The sequence below is a fragment of the Arcticibacterium sp. genome, from assembly GCF_055134445.1.
Genome location: NZ_JBSRVI010000096.1, coordinates 1 through 17,403, shown reverse-complemented (window position 1 = coordinate 17,403; position 17,403 = coordinate 1). Strand labels below are relative to the sequence as shown.

15 protein-coding genes are annotated in these 17,403 nt (G+C 36.3%); 9 read left to right on the top strand and 6 right to left on the bottom strand.

Annotated elements, in window-relative coordinates:
* Positions 1-1,228: FG-GAP repeat domain-containing protein (locus ACTBZY_RS12685; RefSeq protein WP_463046703.1), on the top strand; the 1,228-nt coding region annotated here is incomplete at its 5' end.
* Positions 1,229-1,845: 617 nt separating this feature from the next.
* Here ACTBZY_RS12685 and ACTBZY_RS12680 read toward each other — a convergent pair.
* A complete protein-coding gene (locus ACTBZY_RS12680; RefSeq protein WP_463046702.1) occupies positions 1,846-2,379 on the bottom strand; it encodes an NADPH-dependent FMN reductase in 534 nt (177 codons plus the stop codon).
* Positions 2,380-2,601: 222 nt separating this feature from the next.
* Between ACTBZY_RS12680 and fbaA the strand changes: the two genes are divergently transcribed.
* The 5 genes from fbaA to ffh all read left to right on the top strand — a co-directional run bounded on the left by fbaA (position 2,602) and on the right by ffh (position 8,432).
* Positions 2,602-3,684 carry a class II fructose-bisphosphate aldolase gene (fbaA, locus tag ACTBZY_RS12675; RefSeq protein WP_463046701.1) on the top strand — a complete coding sequence of 361 codons (1,083 nt, stop codon included), beginning with the start codon at positions 2,602-2,604 and terminating at the stop codon, positions 3,682-3,684.
* Positions 3,685-4,107: 423 nt separating this feature from the next.
* The gene (locus tag ACTBZY_RS12670; RefSeq protein ID WP_463046700.1) at positions 4,108-4,473 is read left to right on the top strand and encodes a hypothetical protein; all 366 of its coding nucleotides are present in this window, start codon (positions 4,108-4,110) and stop codon (positions 4,471-4,473) included.
* Positions 4,474-5,274: 801 nt separating this feature from the next.
* Positions 5,275-5,640: a hypothetical protein gene (locus ACTBZY_RS12665; RefSeq protein ID WP_463046699.1), complete on the top strand. Its 366-nt coding sequence runs from the start codon at positions 5,275-5,277 to the stop codon at positions 5,638-5,640.
* 944 nt (positions 5,641-6,584) lie between these two features.
* The gene (locus ACTBZY_RS12660) at positions 6,585-6,950 is read left to right on the top strand and encodes a hypothetical protein (RefSeq protein ID WP_463046698.1); all 366 of its coding nucleotides are present in this window, start codon (positions 6,585-6,587) and stop codon (positions 6,948-6,950) included.
* 162 nt (positions 6,951-7,112) lie between these two features.
* Entirely contained in the window at positions 7,113-8,432 is a 1,320-nt protein-coding gene (ffh, locus tag ACTBZY_RS12655; protein ID WP_463046697.1) for a signal recognition particle protein, read from the top strand.
* A 7-nt stretch (positions 8,433-8,439) separates the two neighbouring features.
* On the opposite strand, the gene ACTBZY_RS12650 is transcribed toward ffh, so the two are convergent.
* The 4 genes from ACTBZY_RS12650 to hemA all read right to left on the bottom strand — a co-directional run bounded on the left by ACTBZY_RS12650 (position 8,440) and on the right by hemA (position 12,773).
* Positions 8,440-9,348, bottom strand: a complete 909-nt coding sequence (locus tag ACTBZY_RS12650; RefSeq protein ID WP_463046696.1) for a PE-PGRS family protein — start codon at positions 9,346-9,348, stop codon at positions 8,440-8,442.
* A gap of 129 nt (positions 9,349-9,477) precedes the next feature.
* Positions 9,478-10,602, bottom strand: coding sequence for a lactonase family protein (locus ACTBZY_RS12645; protein WP_463046695.1), 1,125 nt, complete (start codon positions 10,600-10,602; stop codon positions 9,478-9,480).
* 48 nt (positions 10,603-10,650) lie between these two features.
* A complete protein-coding gene (locus ACTBZY_RS12640; RefSeq protein ID WP_463046694.1) occupies positions 10,651-11,331 on the bottom strand; it encodes a GDSL-type esterase/lipase family protein in 681 nt (226 codons plus the stop codon).
* A 185-nt stretch (positions 11,332-11,516) separates the two neighbouring features.
* Positions 11,517-12,773 carry a glutamyl-tRNA reductase gene (gene hemA / locus ACTBZY_RS12635; protein ID WP_463046693.1) on the bottom strand — a complete coding sequence of 419 codons (1,257 nt, stop codon included), beginning with the start codon at positions 12,771-12,773 and terminating at the stop codon, positions 11,517-11,519.
* Positions 12,774-12,967: 194 nt separating this feature from the next.
* Between hemA and ACTBZY_RS12630 the strand changes: the two genes are divergently transcribed.
* Positions 12,968-14,164 (top strand): ATP-binding protein, encoded by a 1,197-nt coding sequence (locus ACTBZY_RS12630; protein ID WP_463046692.1) that lies wholly within the window; start codon positions 12,968-12,970, stop codon positions 14,162-14,164.
* Here the strand turns inward: ACTBZY_RS12630 and ACTBZY_RS12625 are convergent.
* Positions 14,161-14,592 (bottom strand): hypothetical protein, encoded by a 432-nt coding sequence (locus ACTBZY_RS12625; protein WP_463046691.1) that lies wholly within the window; start codon positions 14,590-14,592, stop codon positions 14,161-14,163. The two genes, ACTBZY_RS12630 and ACTBZY_RS12625, sit on opposite strands and share 4 nt — an antisense overlap.
* A gap of 163 nt (positions 14,593-14,755) precedes the next feature.
* Here ACTBZY_RS12625 and ACTBZY_RS12620 point away from each other — a divergent pair, with 163 nt between their 5' ends.
* Together ACTBZY_RS12620 and ACTBZY_RS12615 are read left to right on the top strand one after the other, a co-directional pair.
* On the top strand, positions 14,756-15,820 hold the full coding sequence (locus ACTBZY_RS12620) for a long-chain-fatty-acid--protein ligase (RefSeq protein WP_463046690.1): 1,065 nt from the start codon (positions 14,756-14,758) through the stop codon (positions 15,818-15,820).
* 79 nt (positions 15,821-15,899) lie between these two features.
* The coding region (locus tag ACTBZY_RS12615; RefSeq protein ID WP_463046689.1) for an AAA domain-containing protein at positions 15,900-17,403 on the top strand (1,504 nt) is incomplete at its 3' end.

Genomic DNA, 17,403 nt, shown 5'->3' with positions numbered 1-17,403 from the left:
CATTTCTGCAGTCTTTTTTGATGCAGACTCTGATGGGGATATTGACCTTTATGTGGCGGCAGGTAGCTATGAATTTCCACTTAACTCCAATTATCTTATTGGAAGACTATACCTTAACGATGGAAAGTTAAACTTCAAAAGAGAGATAAATATGCTGCCAATAATGCCGCATTCAGCTGGCGTAGTTAAAGCAGCTGATTTTGACAAAGATGGTGATATAGATCTATTTGTGGGAAGTAGAGTTGTTCCTGGTATGTACCCTCTAACACCTACCAGTTTTCTACTTATTAATAATGGGAAGTCTTTTCAGATAGAAACGCCAACTTTAGCACCCGAGCTCGAAAAAATAGGCATGGTGACAGATGCCGCATGGGCTGATATAGATGCCGATAACGATCTAGACTTAATAGTTACTGGCGAGTGGATGGGTATTTCTGTTTTTGAGAATCAAGGCAATAAACTTACCTTTAATGAAAAATATAGAAATCTCGCAGAACAAAAAGGTTGGTGGAACAGCATTCTCGTGGTAGATGTTGATGCCGATGGAGATCAGGATATCATTGCTGGCAATTTAGGCCTAAACTCAAAATATAAAGCCAGTAAAAAAGAGCCCTTTCATGTTTTTGCAAATGACTATGATTATAATGGGATAGTGGATGTTGTTCTAGCCAATTATTATGGCGATAAACTAGTTCCATTAAGAGGTAGGGTGAGTATGATTAAGCAAATGCCGAATCTAGGAAATGAGAATAGGACTTTTAAAGAATATGCCTCAAAAAATCTTAAAGAGATTTTTGGGAAGGGTCTTAGTAAAGCTACGCACTTTGCAGCAACTGAATTTAGGTCCGGAATATTTATAAACGATGGTTCCGAGAATTTCATTTTTAAAGCCTTTAAAAATGAAGCACAAGTTTCACCTATAAACACCATGTTGTTTGAAGATTTTGATCAGGATGGAATAAAAGATTTACTTATGGCTGGAAATAATTTTTCCACTGAAACCCAAACTACTCGAAATGATGGTAGCACAGGAATTCTACTGAAGGGGGCGGGAGATGGTAACTTTACCTATTTAGGAAGTAACATGACTGGATTCTGGGCAAAAAAAGACGCTAAAAAAATGGTCAGTATAAGAACAGCCAAGGGAAATGTAATTGTACTTGGAAATAACAATGATACTTTTGATTTTTATTATCGAAAGAAAACACCTTATTCCATTATCAAATAAACTTGATTTGAAATAATCAGTCGGTAGTGTCCTGTCCTGAGCAATCCACAATATAGATATCTAAATTCGACTAAAGATATATCATATCCATACCCTTTTTGCTGATAACCAAACCATTAGATCATACTTCCAGCTTCGGAACGTCGTAGGGAAGTTATAGGATTAAGTTATATTCAAAAATCAACCCTAAAACTTAGACATGGGTCTTTAAATAACTTTTCAAATGTTTTATAAATATCATTATGGATACACCCTATTTATTATACTATAGTTAAACCGGTTGAATTTTATAAAAATGTTTAATTCCCAAACATTCAAAGATGGGGAATTAGTCTGTTTTCTTTACGATAGCAGGATATGGAGGCTAGAAAACTGAATACGTTTCTTGGAGACAAGTTCCTATGATTTTGAATAAAACAGATTTTGATGACCTAGTAACAGAAAACTGGCGTTGGCCTTTGAATGGAAACGTTGGTATGACATTAAAAGAAATAATCTAGGGAATAAGGTATTTAAGGGTCTTAATTCGCTACAGCCAACACCTGCCTTTAAGAAGAGATTATTCTTAACCAATTCAAAGAAACGAAGTTGACCTCAACCCAGACAGACCAAAGGCCTTAAAACGCTATCAAACTTTGAATTTGTTTATCGATAAAACTGCCATAGGTCAAATTGGTTAAGGATCTACCATCAAAATGCTTATGAATTTCTCCTAATTTCACTCTCAAACCCAACACATGAGCACCCATATAGCTGAGTATGTCACTTAAGTGACTAAGCCCCACTGCATTTCCTAACACTCCATTAGACAAGCCCACCAATGCAATTTTTTTATCCTCAAAGGAGTCAGGGTATCTTAAACCGTCAATAAAGGTTTTTAAAACTCCAGGAAAAGAACCATTATACTCCGGTACTAACAGAAACGCCTTATCTACTTCATCCAACTTCTTTTGAAAAATATTATAAGCATCACTCTTCCCTTTATTTTCATATAATGCCGAAAAAGCAAAATCCTGAGGTAAGTCTAGCAGATTAATCATCACAGTTTCTTGCCCTGCTTTCTCCAGTTTCTCCTTATAATAAAGTGCCATCTCATAAGACATAGCCCCTGTTCTATTTGTACCTACTATAATCCCAATTTTCTCAGACATCTAAACTACTTTTCGGTTATTCTACAAAAACAAAGTTAAAAAAGTTAGGTTCAAATCCTTGGAAGTAACAGAACAACTGCAATACTCCCAAAAGCCAAAATATGCTACTTTTCTATACATATAGATACAAAAAGCTTACTTTTGAATAACTTTCCCATTCAAAAAGTGGGCTTCTTTTTAAGTTTAAAGAAATTCTAAACATAATACAAAAATAAAAAATTCATGAGTCAATCATTGATTAAACCGGGTGTTGTAACTGGTGAAGCACTAAATCAATTACTTCGTCATGCAAACGAAAATAATTACGCTCTTCCAGCAGTAAACGTGGTAGGTACTAACTCTATCAATGCTGTTCTTGAAACCGCTGCGGCCTTAAACTCTCCTGTTATCATTCAGTTTTCTAATGGTGGTGGCGTATTTTATGCAGGAAAAAGCTTATCAAACGCCGACCAGAAAGCGGCAATAGCCGGTTCTATTTCTGGTGCTATGCATGTTCATCAAATGGCGGAATACTATGGTGTACCTGTAGTATTACATACGGACCATTGTGCTAAAAAATTATTACCTTGGATTGACGGTCTTTTAGATGCAGGAGAAAAACATTTTGCACAAACTGGCAAGCCATTATTTAGCTCTCACATGATAGACCTTTCTGAGGAGTCATTAGAAGAGAACATGGAAATCTGTTCTGAGTATCTTAAAAGGATGGCAAAAATAGATATGACTCTTGAGATTGAACTTGGAATTACTGGTGGAGAAGAAGACGGTGTAGATAATTCTGATGTAGATAGCTCTAAATTATATACTCAACCTTCTGAAGTGGCTTATGTTTACGAAACATTAAAAGCTATTTCTCCTAACTTCACGGTAGCAGCTGCTTTTGGAAATGTTCATGGTGTGTACAAGCCAGGTAACGTTTCTCTTCAGCCTAAAATCCTTAAGAACTCTCAAGACTTTATTCAAGAGAAATTTAAAACAGGCCCACTTCCAGTGAATTTTGTATTTCACGGTGGTTCTGGTTCTTCTAGAGCAGAAATTAGAGAAGCTATAGATTATGGTGCTGTAAAAATGAATATCGATACAGATATGCAGTGGAGCACTTGGGAAGGAATTTTGAAATACTATCAAAAAAACGAAGCCTATCTTCAAACTCAATTAGGAAACCCTGATGGAGACGATGTGCCAAACAAGAAGTTCTATGACCCACGTGTGTGGCTTCGTAAAGGTGAAGAAAGCATGGTAGCTCGTTTGAAAGTTGCTTTTGAAGATCTTAACTGTATCAACAGAATAGAAGGTTTAGTTTAATCTCAATTAAGCTTCACATAATATTAGCTCCGTAAGTAATACTTACGGAGCTTTTTTATACATAAAAACCAAATATCCAATTAACCATTAAGATGTAAAAGTAACAATTTGAACAATTTCAACACGACTTTGGACTAAGTAGAAGCATTATCCAAGCACTTTCTTTAAATCATTTAAAACCAGTATATTACTGAATTGTTAATAGGCATTGTACTTTATAAAGTACTTGTATCAAAATATACATAACCATGGTACTTTTTAAAGATTATGGTAGGATTGTGTTATGAATCTTTCATAGACCCTATTGAGCCTATTGCATCGTAAAGGCACATTTACCTAAGTTTGTAATGTCAAAGAGGCACAAAGTATGAGCCACTTGACTTGGTAACAAAACAAGAATTCACAATTCTTAAAAGGAAAAATATGAAAAAGCTAATTTTAACCGCGGTCATGTTAATGGGATTATCAACCGCAACTATCGCAGAAGCAAACGATCACATTTACACTGCAAATTTCTTTGAAACAGAATTAAGTGTAAAAGCTCTTAAAGGTCTTAAATTTAAAGTGACGGCTTTAAATGTAGAACAGAAGTCAGTTCTTGAAATTAAAGACACAAATGGCATTATTCTATATAAAGCTGTTGTCAATGATGCCGATTATGTAAAAGTATTTGACTTATCTACTTTACCTGACGGAAACTACAGCCTAGAATTATCAAAAGGAGCAGTAAAAACTGTGAAGTCCTTTGAAATCAAAACAGAAACAACAAGATCTGTATCTAATATCTAAAAATATTATTTCGCGTATTAATACAATACGTCAATTATCTGGCCTCTGCTTACAACTAAGCAGAGGCTTTTTTGTACACCTAGTTTTAAACCCGGTTTATGCCTTGGAGAATCGTAATGAGTAGCTAAAGTGGAATAAATCAGACATTTAAACAAAATTAGCATAGCAGTTTACCCTGAGCTTTTTGTCGAAGGGTTCTGGTGATTGAGTTTAAATGAGTTTACGAACCGATTTGAAGCAATTTAGCTACGGTCCCGATAGCTATCAGGACATTTTCTAATGCATAAAGCGGGTTAAAGCTAAACTAGGAAAATTAGTCTTCAACAGAAAGCTAAGGAAGCCGAAACACCACCACACACCAAAGAAAGCTGAGGCTCTCGAAGTTTTACAACTCCACACCACAGGAAGCTGAGGCACTCGAAGCTTCCAATTCTACCTAAGAAAACTGCATGACCCAAATCTCGGAATAATTCAATTTTTGTATTATTTGATAAGACATTTGGACACTTCAGAACGAACATCCTACCATAATCATCAAATCATTAAACATCAATATGTTACGCAATTGTTAACAAGCATTGTACTTTATAAAGTACTTATTGCAACCAGAGCACAATCGTAGTACTATTCAAAGAATACCGTAGGATTGTGATATGAACTTTCAACTTGACCCTTCTATGCTATTGCATCATTGACAGTATGTTAGCTACATTTGTATTGTCAAAACGAAACAATGTAACAGTTTCAACATAAAGACAAAAACAAGAAAAAGAAATTACAAAACATTAAATTTATAAAACTATGAAAAAGCTAATTTTAACTGCAGCAATGATCATTGGACTATCAGCTGTAACTCTTGCAGAAGCAAACGATCACATTTTCTCTACAAACGTATTTGAAACAGAGTTGAGCCTAAAGGCTTTAAAAGGACTTAAATTCCAAGTAACTGCATCTAATGTTCAAGAAAAGTCAATACTTGAAATTAAAGATGCTAAGGGTGTAATACTTTATAAGGCTGCGGTAAAAGATGCCGATTATGTAAAAGTATTTGACTTATCTACTTTACCTGACGGAAACTACAGCCTAGAATTATCAAAAGGAGCCGTAAAAACTGTGAAGTCTTTTGAAATCAAAACAGAAACAACAAGATCTGTATCTAATATCTAAAAGTATTATTTCGCGTATTAATGCAATACTTCAATTATCTGGCCTCTGCTTACAACTAAGCAGAGGCTTTTTTGTACTCCTAGTTTTAAACCCGGTTTATGCATTGGAGAATCGTAATGAGTAGCTAAAGTGGAATAAATCAGACATTTAAACGAAATTAGCATAGCAGTTTACCCTGAGCTTTTTGTCGAAGGGTTCTGGTGATTGAGTTTAAATGGGTTTACGAACTAATTTGAAGCAATTTAGCTACGGTCCCGATAACAATCGGGAGATTTTCTAATGCATAAAGCGGGTTAAAGCTAAATTAGAAAAATTAGTTTTTAACAGAAAGCTTGGGCTCTCGAAGCTTCACCACGTCAAACCAAAGAAAGCTGAGGCTCTCGAAGCTTAACCACAACACACCAAAGGAAGCTGAGGAACTCGAAGCTTAACCACTACACACCTAAAAAGCTGAGGCTCTCGAAGCTTCACCACAACCCACCAAAGGAAGCTGAGGAACTCGAAGCTTAACCACTACACACCAAAGAAAGCTGAGGCTTTGGAAAAAGGAAGCTGAGGAACTCGAAGCTTCCAATTCTACTTAAGAAAACAGCAGGGCCTAAATCTCGGAATAATTCAATTTTGTATTATTTGATAAGACATTTGGACACTTCAGAACGAACATCCTACCATAATCATCAAATCATTAAATGTCAATACATTATACAATTGTCAACAAGCATTGTACTTTATAAAGTACTTATTGCAACCAGAGTACAAACGTAGTACTTTTCAAAGATTACCGTAGGATTGTGATATGAACTTTTAGCCTAACCCTACTATGCTATTGCATCATTGACAGTTAGTTACCTATATTTGTATTGTCAAAACGAAACAACCTAACAGTTTCAACACAAAGACAAAAACAAGAAAAAGAAATTACAAAACATTAAATTTATAAAACTATGAAAAAGCTAATTTTAACTGCAGCAATGATAATTGGACTATCAGCTGCAACTGTTGTAGAAGCAAACGATCACATTTTCACTTCAAACGTGTTTGAAACCGATTTAACTGTTAAAGCATTAAAAGGACTTAAGTTTAAAGTGACAGCCTTTAACTTAACTGAACTAGCTACCGTGGAACTTAAAGACAATTCTGGTGCTACACTTTACAAGTCTGAAGTAATTAACGGAGAATATGTGAAGGTACTTGACCTATCTTCTTTACCAGATGGCGACTACAGCATTGTACTTTCTAAAGGAAAAGATAAAACGGTTAAACCTTTCGAAATCAAAACAGAAACGACAAGATTAGTATCAAGTCTTTAAGCTGTAACAATACAATTTCAGGGTAGTCATTGAAAGTCTAGCCTAACAAAGCCTCTGCTTATTATAAGCGGAGGCTTTTTTATTTCTTTAGTACAAGGCAATTTGTTAAATTTGCATTCATTTTTTGCCCAAAAGGCAATGAACAAGAAACAGCTATAAATAATGTTTGAAAGTTTACAAGATAAGTTATCCGGTGCCTTTAAGACCTTAAAGGGTAAAGGCAGAATTACTGACGTCAATATTGCAGCCACTGTAAAAGAAATCAGAAGGGCTTTAATAGACGCCGATGTAAACTATAAAGTAGCTAAAGAAGTTACAGACAGAGTAAAACAAGAAGCTCTGAACCGTAAAGTAATGACGGCTGTGGAGCCAGGACAACTCTTCACTAAGATTGTTCAGGATGAACTAACCCAATTAATGGGTGGAACCGCTCAGAAGGTCAATATTACAGGTTCTCCTGCTGTTATACTTATAGCAGGTCTTCAAGGTTCTGGTAAGACCACATTTTCTGGAAAATTTGCCAGTTACCTAAAAAAGCAAGGTAAACAGGTATTACTAACTGCTGCCGATGTCTATCGTCCTGCTGCCGTAATGCAGTTACAAGTTTTAGGAGAACAAATAGGAGTAGATGTATACGCCGAACCTGACAATAAAAACCCTGTTGACATTGCCAGAAACGCTGTAAAAGAAGCTAAAGCGAAAGGAAAAAATATTGTCATTATTGATACTGCGGGTCGATTGGCCGTGGATGAAATAATGATGAACGAGGTGGCTGAAATCAAAAAAGCCATCAGCCCTACAGAAATCCTATTTGTGGTGGATTCCATGACAGGTCAGGATGCTGTTAATACCGCCAAAGCGTTTAACGACAGACTAGATTTTGACGGCGTAGTCCTTACTAAACTAGATGGTGACTCAAGAGGTGGTGCTGCCCTATCTGTGAAAGCAGTGGTAGATAAGCCTATCAAATTCATGAGTACTGGGGAAAAAATGGAAGACCTTGACATCTTTCACCCAGACAGGATGGCCAATAGAATCTTGGGCATGGGAGATGTTATCTCCTTAGTAGAAAGAGCTCAGCAGGCCTATGATGAGGAAGACGCTAAGAGGTTAAATAAGAAGATGAGGGAGAACAAGTTCGACCTTAACGATTTCTTAAGCCAACTACAGCAAATCAAGAAAATGGGGAACGTGAAAGACCTTATGGGAATGATTCCTGGAATGGGTAACGCCGTAAAAGATTTAGACATAAGCAACGACTCCTTCAAGCCTATAGAGGCCGTAATATGCTCTATGACACCTAAAGAAAGAGAAAACCCTGACATCATCAATGGATCCCGTAGAAAGCGTATAGCTAATGGTAGCGGAACATCCATTCAACAGGTCAATAACCTTCTAAAGCAATTTGACCAAATGAGAAAAATGATGAAGAAAATGAATAAACTTCAGGGGGCTGGTAGACTAGGAAAAATGTTCGGATAATTAATAATTACTCCGTTAGCTTTCTTTGATAGTAATATAGGTTAATAAAAGGCGTATTATTCCTTTCAGATAAGGTATAGTATCCTGAATCCTTTATATCAAAACAAATAGCTTCTCCCTGAGTCTCTACGTAATAAGGTGCTCCTACATCTCTGGATCTCGAAAGAGCCTGGTAGATGCTTTCGTTATCTCTAAGCCTCCAGTAAAAAATAGAATTATAATCTTTAATTAAAAGCTGCTTACCGTCTGAAGACATATCTGCAGCAGTTATAATAGAATGAGGAATCGTACCTAATAATTCGGCTACATTCTGAGACTCTGTACTATAAGGGTAAGTGAGTCTATAAACCCTAACACTAAATAGCTGCCTTTTAGAGATTAAATAGATATCCTTAGTTTTAGGATCTACAAACATCGCCTCCACGTCTATTGACACGCCATCCTGATATTTAAAAGATATGGTTTTTAGATCCAAATCCTTGTCATTAAGTGACTTAGGCTCTTTTAATCTATAAATCATATAGTCCTTATGAACATCAGCATTATCCCCTGTCTCGCTGATATAAAGATAATTTTGCCCGTCTATAGGGCCCGGGCCACTAGAAAGGTCTTCCCAGTCTCGGTTAAAAAGTGGTAACCTAACGTCTCCTTTATATTCTCCCGAAGTAGAAAGCAAATGAACACCTGGAACCTCTAAGCCATCTTCAATAACCCAAAGATGCCCTGGCATAGAACGAGAAATAGCTATCCCAGAAGCCTCATCAATAATTTTTGGGGCAACGGGGAAGATTGATGGTGTAGACAAAAATTGTGGAAGCGGCTCATCTTCTACGAGTGGGTCAATAGGATCCCCTTGAAAGAGAAAACACGATTGACACATCAAAACAAAAACTAACGCTACTAATATTCTACTCATCAAAACTCCCAGATATTTTCAGATTACTAACGACAAAACTATGCCATTAATGCATCATTACTGGTATGTTTTACCAGTTTGTTAGAAAAGTAGGTATTAAATCTTAATACTCGCTTTTTCAAGCCAATATCAGTCAACGAAAAGCAAACAAACAGGCATCGAAACTTTAATCTCTTTTCCGGAAGGAGAGATTTTTCCCGTGGCCGCATCCCTGTCGTAAATAACGATATTATCAGATTCTTGGTTGGCAACTAACACATATTTTCCAGAAGGAGAAATGGCAAAATTTCGAGGCATTTGCCCCAGCGTTGAGTGATGACTCACGGCCGTTAACTTCCCAGACTTAGCATCAATAGAGAAAACCGCAATACTATCATGGAATCTATTAGAAGCGTATAAAAACTTGCCGTCTGGAGAGATATGAATATCTGCGGAAGAGTTTTTACCCTCAAAATCAATAGGTAATGTGCTCACCTCTTCAATAGTCTCTAAACCCTTATCCGAATAATTAAAAGCAGTGACTTTACCCGTTAATTCTTGAACCACATAAGCATACCTACCATTAGGATGGAAAGTAAGGTGCCTTGGACCTGAACCTGCAGAAACAGATATAGAATTACCTTCTGTTAGCATACCAGTGCTATCATTCAGCCTATATGCCATGACTTTATCTATGCCCAAATCAGGCACAAAAAGATCTTTATTATTAGGAGAGACATTCACAGAATGTACATGTGGCTCTTTTTGCCTCCCTTTGTCTGGACCACTTCCTTTATGCACTATACTCTGTATTGGCTCACCCAGCCCACCATTTTCTAAAACAGGCAATACAGATAAAGAACCACTACTATAATTACCCGCAAAAACCCATTTTCCACTGTGATCAATACTTACATGGCAAGGATGAATTCCTGCTGATGAGACCATGTTTATTTTTGTCAAAGTAGAGTCACCCAAAGCTAAAGCCACCACACTACCTTTATCCGCTTCGCTTACAGAGTAAACAAATTTCTTGTCTGGCGAAAGGGCTAAAAAGGAGGGGTTATCTAAATCTTTGGCAACATCCACCAGTCTACTTTCTCCTGTTTCGGGATTAAATTTATAGACGTAGATACCTTCACTATCTCTGGAGGTATATGTACCTACCAAAAGCGTTATTTCTTCTATAGGTGTAGATTCCATTTCGTTTTCTTCTGTTTTTGGCTGACAAGATAATACTACACACAGAGCGGCTAAAAAAACTATATACTTCATTGTTTGGGTTAATTGAATAATGAATGTTTAAAACTTTATGGGACTAAACTATTTTAAAACCTTATCTAATTCTTTTTTAATTTCTACGGCCCATATGTCGTAACCATCTTGGTTTTGATGGAGCTTATCCCCTAAAAAAAGTTCATCTCTAGGAGTTCCTTCGGCATTTAAGTATGCCTGAACAGAATCAATAAAATAAAGATTTTCATGTTTCTCACAATAAGACTTCATGGCAGCATTTAACTTTTGTGTTTCCGACCATACTTTCCATCTACTACTAGTCGGTGTAATGGCTATTTGAAATATCGGTGTTTCAGGATACTTTACCCTTACCGTATTGACCACTTCCTTAAATAAAGTCATCACCTCCCTCACACTCCTGTCATCGTCTCCTCCAGTGATGTCATTGGCCACAAAAATACATAATGCTTGAAATCTATGAGGATAAACTAGCCTCTTAGTAAAATGAACAAGGTCTGAAAAATGTGCTCCCCCATATCCTCTTCTAATAGGCTCATAAGGAGCCATATCGGATTGAATATTTTTCCATATCCTAATACTAGAGCTGCCAATAAAAAGAACGGCATCGTCAGAATAAGTCTCGGCATCGTCTTTATACTCCAGCATGGTTATCTCCTCTTCCCATCCCGCTGCAGTATGTGCATATTTTTTATAGGGCGAGCAGCCAAAAAACACCAAAGGGATAAAAAGTAATACGATTTTATTCATTTTAGATAGGTCTTAATTAGTAAGCAAGATACAAATCTTATGCACATCCTTATTATCCAAATAGCCGAGTGTTGCAATTCGTCTAGGCTAACATCAGTTAGTGTAGATAAAAGACCCATTCTTGACTTTAAAAGGTTTGGCACAAAAGTCCCAAGTCTTTAGAAATACAGTATTATAACAAATAATTAAGCTTTAACCTTTTCTAGATCAAAAAGGTCATTAAGAAGGTCTATCAGTGTTTCCGCTTCTCCTCTTTTACATGCAGCTTTTAGCTGCAATACTGGCAATTTAATAACCTTTTGCATCATGCTACTGGTTATTTTATCCATTTTAATAGCTTCTTCCTCAGAAAGAGATTTCAAATATTTTGACATCTCCTCTTTACGAATCTGCTCTAAAGCCCCTTTCAACTTTTGAATAGTCGGAGAAACAACCATCTGATTTGACCAATCACCAAAATCAATGACGGCCTCACCAATAATAGACTTCACAGCAGGTACAGAAGCTATTCTTCCTTCTAAAGCTTTATTGGCTCTAATTTGAATTTCATCCAAATCATAAAGCACCATGCCCGGCACTTTTTGAATTTCTGGTGAAATACTACGTGGGACAGAAAGATCCACAAAATACTTTACACTTTTATGACCCAAACCCTTAACAGTGTCAAAGTCTATAAAAGGCTCTTCAGTGCGAATAGAAGAGATAACTATATCAAAGTTTTTAAGCTCACTTTTTACATCATCAAACGATAAAACATCAAACTTTAAACTCGCTGGAAGTTCTTCTGTTTTTGCAAGCGTTCTATTAGCAACAGTAAAATTGGTATAACCTTTATCGTCTAAGGTTTTCACAACATCCTGCCCTATTTCTCCTAAGCCTAAAACTAAAATTTTAGGCTCATTCGAAAGGTGCAAGAAGGTCTCAATAGTTTCTACGGTAGCATAAGATGTAGAAGCAGCACCGTCTCTAAAACCCGTCTCCTGTACCACTCTCTTATTAACAAAGAATACCGTATGCATCAAGCGATGAATAAACGGACCCGCCATTGCCATATCCGCAGACCATTGATAAGCATTTTTAATCTGATTAGGAATCTGAAGATCTCCTATTACTTGAGAATGCAAACCCGTGGCTACTTCAAAAACATATTCTAAGCCCTGCTCTTCTGTAAAGGTTTCAATGAAGGGCAAAATCAATGAAGAATCAATAGATTTCTGGGCAGAAAGTAGCTTTATAAGATCAATAGTATGATTCGATTCCGATACATAATAAATCTCCGTACGATTACATGTAGACAACACTACAGCCTCACTAACCCCAAAAATGTCCTTTATTTTTAAAAGAAGTGCCTTGCTCTCGTCTTCATTTAATGCAATTCTCTCCCTTAACTCCAGAGATGAAGTTTTAAATGAAATTGATATTACTTTAAAATGACCTGTCATACTGTATGTAATTCGACCGCAAATTTACGTTTAGAAAGTATATCTTTGTTATGATTAAAATCACAAAAGTCAATTTAGAATCATTCTAAACTAATTTTTAGCTTTCTTGAAAAAGTCCAATTTGAAACAATTCTAAGCTGTTCTACGGTGATATCTAACGAAATAAATCAATGTTCCGTTCCTAAATTCTTAAAATGTCAAAAAACAGGTTCTTTTTTAACATGTACGATCAGCTCTCTGGCTGGCGACTTGGTCTTATCAGTATTTTACTTATAGTTGGTGCGGGTGTATTATATTATTTCAATCAGCTTGGGCAAGCTTTAGAGGATAGAGAAACTAAATATGCCACGCTCTATGCAGAAAGTGTAAGATTCTTTATTGAACAAGGTATCGATAGCTCATGCGACTACACTTTCGTGTCTGACGTTATTGAAGCAAACGAAACCATCCCTACCATATTAGTTTCTGACGGAGTGCCTATTGACTTTAGAAATATACCCGAGTTAGCAGATTCCACCAGTAATTTCACCCCTGAGGAAGTAACCGCTTTGCTGCAAAAAAAAGTAGAAGAGATGAAAACCGAGCGGGAGCCCATATCCATAGATCTCTTGGATAATGAAACGGCTTATATATATTACTCCAGTTCTAGCACCTTAAAAGAGTTAAAGTTTTTCCCCTATATTCTTTTAGCCACATTTCTAATCTTTGGAACACTGGCATTTATAGCGTATAGCTCTTCCAGAAGAGCAGAAGAGAACAGGGTGTGGGTAGGCTTGGCAAAAGAAACAGCTCACCAATTAGGAACGCCTATATCTGGACTACTAGGATGGGTAGCAGTATTAAGAGAATCTGATGGCTTTGACCAAAATATTGGTGACGAAATGGAGAAAGATGTTTATCGCCTAGAAACCATTACCACAAGATTCTCAAATATTGGTTCAGTGCCTACCATGAAAGAAGAGAATCTAGGTTTAGTAGTAGAGCAAACTACAGAATATTTAAAAAGACGTATTTCTACAAAAATCGAATGGTTTATCACTAACTCTCTTCCTTCAGACGTCATGACCAAAATAAACCGTCATCTCTTTGAATGGGTGATAGAAAATCTTTGTAAAAACGCGGTAGACTCTATGACAGGCGTAGGAGAACTTCACGTTACCATTTATCAAAAACCTAATGGGAAAGTACAGATTGATATAAGAGATACAGGAAAAGGTATTAGCAATGCCAATCAAAGAAAAATCTTTAAACCCGGATTTTCCACCAAAAAGAGAGGATGGGGTTTAGGACTAACACTTGCCAAAAGAATAATAGAAACTTACCATGGAGGTAAACTATTCATTAAACAGTCTGAGTTAGATAAAGGAACTACTTTCGGGATTATAGTTTAAATCTGGTTAAGAATAATCTCTTCAGACTCTGCAGTATTGCTCAGGTTGCCGGAGTTATCCAATATCTGAATCTCAAATTTAAGCGTATCTTTTTTCGGGGAAAAAGCATGGAAAAACTCTATACTGTAACTCAATGTTCCTTGTATAGGACCAGGCTTGGTTTCAAAATTCAAACTCGGGAAATAACCAGAATAGGGAATCAATGGCGTAAACTCCTTAAAAACGCCGTTCTTTCTCCTAAATGGCCTTATGATGTAATTATAATTATCTGTTTCTTGAGCATCATTCTTTTGAGACTCGTTATAACCTAAATCTCCGTCACCATCTTCAAACCTGACAGAAACCACTACAGAGTCCTTGGTAAGACCTGCAAATTGATCTAACCTTATCTGACTATTGATGGAATCAAAATAGATAACTGGTGTCAATGAAAAGTTTGGTTCTTTAAAACAAGAACTCATGGTCACCAATAAACATAAAAAAACAACTAATTTTCCCACTATTCTCAATTCGAAAAGTAATTTTGTAAAAGAACGAAAAACAATTACGTTCTGTTTAAAAACGATTAAAAAAATAATCCATTGCCCATTAGTGAACCTTAAAAAAGATCTCAAAGCTGCTGTTATTTCACTTTCAGAAAACGACCAAAATTTTGAGCCGTTGGCTTTAGAAATTTTTAAGTTTCAAGCGGAACAGAATCCAATTTACAAAGCATTCCTAAAAAACCTTGGTGTAAAACCTTCAAAAGTTTCTCATCTCGAAAAAATACCTTGTTTACCCATATCATTTTTTAAGTCTCATCAAATTTCAACGGGTAAAGACAATGTCCAGCAAGTTTTTGAAAGCAGTGGCACAACGGGTTCTATAAACTCAAAACATTTTGTCTCAGATCTTCCACTTTACGAATACCTTAGCCTGAAATCATTTGAGGCACAGTATGGCCCAGTAACGGATTATCACATTTTAGCCCTTTTACCCAATTACCTTGAGCGGAGCAATTCCTCTTTGGTATATATGGTTCAAAGCTTTATATACAAATCCTTTTCAGCAGATTCCGGCTTTTATCTTCATAACCAAAAAGAACTCATTGCTAAATTAAAGTCACTTTTAAACGACCCCGATTCCAACAGAAAAATACTTCTCTTAGGTGTCACTTTTGCATTACTAGATTTATGTGAAGATAAAGATCTAATGCTGGATAACCCTGATAAACTAATCGTGATGGAGACGGGTGGCATGAAAGGAAAAAGAAGAGAAATGCTGCGAGAAGAGGTGCATGATGAGTTGAAAAACGCATTTCATATTTCTGACATTCATTCTGAATATGGAATGACTGAACTGCTCTCACAAGCTTACTCCAAAGGCAACGGTTGGTTTAAAACCTCCACCACAATGAAGGTATTGCTAAGAGAAGTAAACGACCCACTTAGTTATTTACCAAGTTTCAAAATCGGTCAAACACCAGCACCGAAAAATAAATACCGAAAAACGGGTGGTATTAATGTGATAGACTTGGCTAATATAGATTCATGTAGCTTTATAGAAACCCAAGACCTTGGTAGTTTTTCTGAAGATTATGAGTATTTTAATGTTTTAGGGAGGTTTGACAACTCAGACATTAGGGGCTGTAACCTCATGAGCCTTACTAATTTGTAGAAATACCTATCTATTAATAAATTATGGTAAGCTATTTGATTATACTTTTGTAAATTCTATTTCATTGCACCGTCATTGAATGTTAAAACTGCTTATAACATATAAAAAAAGGCTTACTAACCTTACGTCAAAAAATCGCTCTCTATTACTATTAAGGCCTATTCTCCGTCAATTTATTGACCTCCGAGAACTTGACCTTATCAATAGTGGATCCATTTTGAATGATCTCATTGCCTCTAAAAAAAGAATTGAACTATGCCATAGCATAGATCCAAGAGACGGAAAAACGAATCTTATAAGTCAACACCTAAGGAAAATCTGGAAAACAGACAATCTATTAAAAGAAGAAAGAGGGGCAGAAGATTTATACGTTGGATATCTTTTCATTACCGGAAAGCTCGTAGATGGCACTTTGATTAGATGTCCCTTGCTATTTTTTCCAGTGAATCTAGAATTACATGATAACAAGTGGTTTTTAGAGAAAAAAGAAGCCACAGCTTCGTTGAACAAAACCTTTCTTTTAGCATACAGCCAATTCAATAAGACATTTATTGACGAAGAATTTTTCAATTTTAGTTTTGAAGATTTCGGACATGAGCCCCTGGTTTTTCTTACCCAGCTTTACGAATTCCTAAAAGACAGTAAACTAGAAATAAATTTTAATTCTGAACTTTTCACACAAAGCTTAAAACCTTTTGAAACCCTGAAAAAGGAAGATTTAGAGTCTATTAAAATTGGAGAACTTAAACTCGAGCCTCAAGCTGTCTTAGGCATATTCCCCCAAACGGGTTCATATATAGCCGCAGATTATGACCAGTTGATATCCGACGGGCTCGCCAAATTTCAAGGTCCTGTTGAAGATTATCTTTTCAAAGATGCTCCATTAAAAGAGAAAATACGAGAGCAGGACTTACACCTCCCTTTTCCTGTAGATGCCTCTCAAGAAGAAGCCATAAGACAAATTAAATCTGGCAAGTCCCTCGTGATTCAAGGCCCTCCTGGGACAGGAAAATCACAACTTATCTGTAACCTCATGGCCGATTATGCCGCAGATGGGAAAAAGGTACTGCTGATATGCCAAAAAAGAGCGGCAATAGATACTGTTTATAAGAGACTGGAAGAAATAGGTATGGATAAATTCTCTGCCCTAATTCATGATTTTCAATCTGACAGAAATCTTCTTTATAAAAAAATCAGTTCACAAGTTGACAATATACTCCCTTATAAACATCAAAACCAGAGCTTAAATGCCATTTTTCTCGAAAGGGAATTTGATGCTTCCTGTAAAAAAATTGATCATTTAGTAAAAGAACTCACAGCATATAAAACAGCTCTTTTCGATACTTCCGTTTATGGGAAATCGGTCAAGGAGTTATACTTAATGGCGGATCACCAAACCGCAAAAGAGTTAGATTTAAGTGATACTTTCTCTTTTTTCCACTTTGATAGTTTAGACGTTTTTACGCATAAACTAGCTACCTTAGAAAGGTACCATAAGCTTTTTTTAGAAGATACAGAAGCCTATTCTTTCTGGCAGCAAAGAAAACCATTTACCAATTTTGCCCTTAAAGATTTAGAAACTA